Raw genomic sequence first — 1,726 nt, forward strand, 5'->3', positions numbered from 1 at the left:
CCGCCGGCGGCCGAACGGGTAGGAGCCGTTGGGCTTGGCGACGATCCCCTCGATCCCCTGCGCCTGGAGCGTCTGGTACCACTCCAGCGCGACCTTCCGGTCGCCCGTGGCCAGCACCGGCTGGATCGGCGGGCCGATCTCCCGAAGTGTCTCCACCAGCAGGGCGCGGCGCTCGACGTAGGGGCGGGCGGCAACGTCCCCGTGGTCGGGGTGCTCCAGGACGTCCCACGCGGCGTACGAGGCCGGGTGCAGGTCGGCCAGGGCGCGGGCCCGGGTCAGCGACGACGCAGCGCGGGCCTGGACCGCGCCGAAATCCAGCCGCCCGTCCCGCCAGATCACCGCCTCGCCGTCCAGCGTCGTCCCCGGCCTGAGCTTCATGGCGCGGGTGGCGAGATCCATCCAGTGCGACGTGATGATGCGCCCGGACCGGGCGTAGATGACCACCCCGTCCTCGGTCCGGCGCAGCACCGCACGGTGACCGTCGACCTTGATCTCAAAATGCCAGCCGGGCCCGTCCGGCAGGACCGGCACCGCCCGGGCCAGCGCCACCTCGACCGGGTACTCCATCCCCTGATCGTGCGCCGCACCGACCCGCCCCGCACCCCGGCTGATCCGGTCACCGGGGGGTCACTTGAGCGTGACGCACGCCTTCGTCGACAACCCCCGGAACTCGACGCAGACCTTCGTGCCGCGCGGGTACTTCGGGCCGGTGTGCCCGTCCCGGCCCCAGCTCGCCTCAACGAAACTCCCCGTCCGGGTCGCGGCCTTCCAGCCGCCGCCGGTCTTCCACGCGGCGCCGGGCGCCTTGACCAGCCACCGGGCCTTGCCGGACCGCACGCCCTCCCTGGACGCGTACACCCAGCCCACCCCGCGGGCCTGGGCTCCGCGCCGGTGCCAGTGGTGCACGACGATTCCGGGACGGCAGCCGGATCCGCTGCCCGCGCAGTCACGGACCCGGGTGTCGACGTAGGCCCGCACCGCCGACTCGGCCGACGCGGCGGGGACAGCGGCCACCGGGAGCAGCGCGACGGCCAGGGCGGCAGAGATGATCACCTGTCGGTTCATGACCAGCCCAACCCGCTCGCCCACCCGCACAGTCACGGGCGGCGGGGGCGGTTCACCCGGTCGGGAGCCCTGCGCCCGGGCCCGGGCTCGCGCCGGGCACTCGTACCGGTGACGCCCAGCCGCGCCGCCGGACAGCGCCCGGCCGGACGGGCCACGGTGAGTGGATGCGCCTCCCGCTCACCGCCGCCGTCACCGTCCTCCTGCTGACGGGCTGCGTGTCCGTCCCCACCGAGCAGAACAGCACCCCGCCCCTGCACCACCCCGCCGGGCACTCCGTCCCCCTGCCCACCCCGCCGGCTCCGAAGCCCTCTCCCCCGGTGCAGCCGCGCGGCCTGGAAGAACTCGCGTGGATCGGGCCGTCCCCGGCCACGTCGGGCAAGGCGGACCGCACGCCGCACCGGAAGCAGGCGGCGCGACCGGATCGGCCGCGCCGCAGCGCGCCGACACCGTGGCGGGCCCGACCGGCCTCCCCGCGTACGTACACTCCCGCCGTCCCGCGCAGTACGCCGCGGCGGTGGACACCGACCACGCCCCGGGTGCCGACCGGCGGCGGCATGCGCTCGGTTTGCAGGTCCGCCAAAGCCGTGTCGCCGGGTCTGGCGGATATGTGCCGCCGCGTCGGCCGATAGCAGCGGCCATGTGCTCCGCGCGCTGCGCTATC

Annotated in this window: 3 protein-coding genes; 1 reads left to right on the plus strand and 2 read right to left on the minus strand. The window is 75.4% G+C overall.

Annotation, left to right across the window (positions count from 1 at the left end; all coding sequences use genetic code 11):
- On the minus strand, window positions 1-567 hold a 567-nt coding region (locus tag ACWFRU_RS42370), incomplete at its 3' end, for an ATP-dependent DNA ligase (protein ID WP_453694196.1).
- Window positions 568-627: 60 nt separating this feature from the next.
- On the minus strand, window positions 628-1,065 hold the full coding sequence (locus tag ACWFRU_RS42375; protein ID WP_367509805.1) for a hypothetical protein: 438 nt from the start codon (window positions 1,063-1,065) through the stop codon (window positions 628-630).
- A 164-nt stretch (window positions 1,066-1,229) separates the two neighbouring features.
- On the opposite strand from ACWFRU_RS42375, the gene ACWFRU_RS42380 reads away from it, so the two are divergent.
- Window positions 1,230-1,694, plus strand: a complete 465-nt coding sequence (locus tag ACWFRU_RS42380; protein WP_453694198.1) for a hypothetical protein — start codon at window positions 1,230-1,232, stop codon at window positions 1,692-1,694.
- Window positions 1,695-1,726: the final 32 nt, after the last annotated feature.

The sequence above is a fragment of the Streptomyces sp. NPDC055099 genome, from assembly GCF_053607685.1.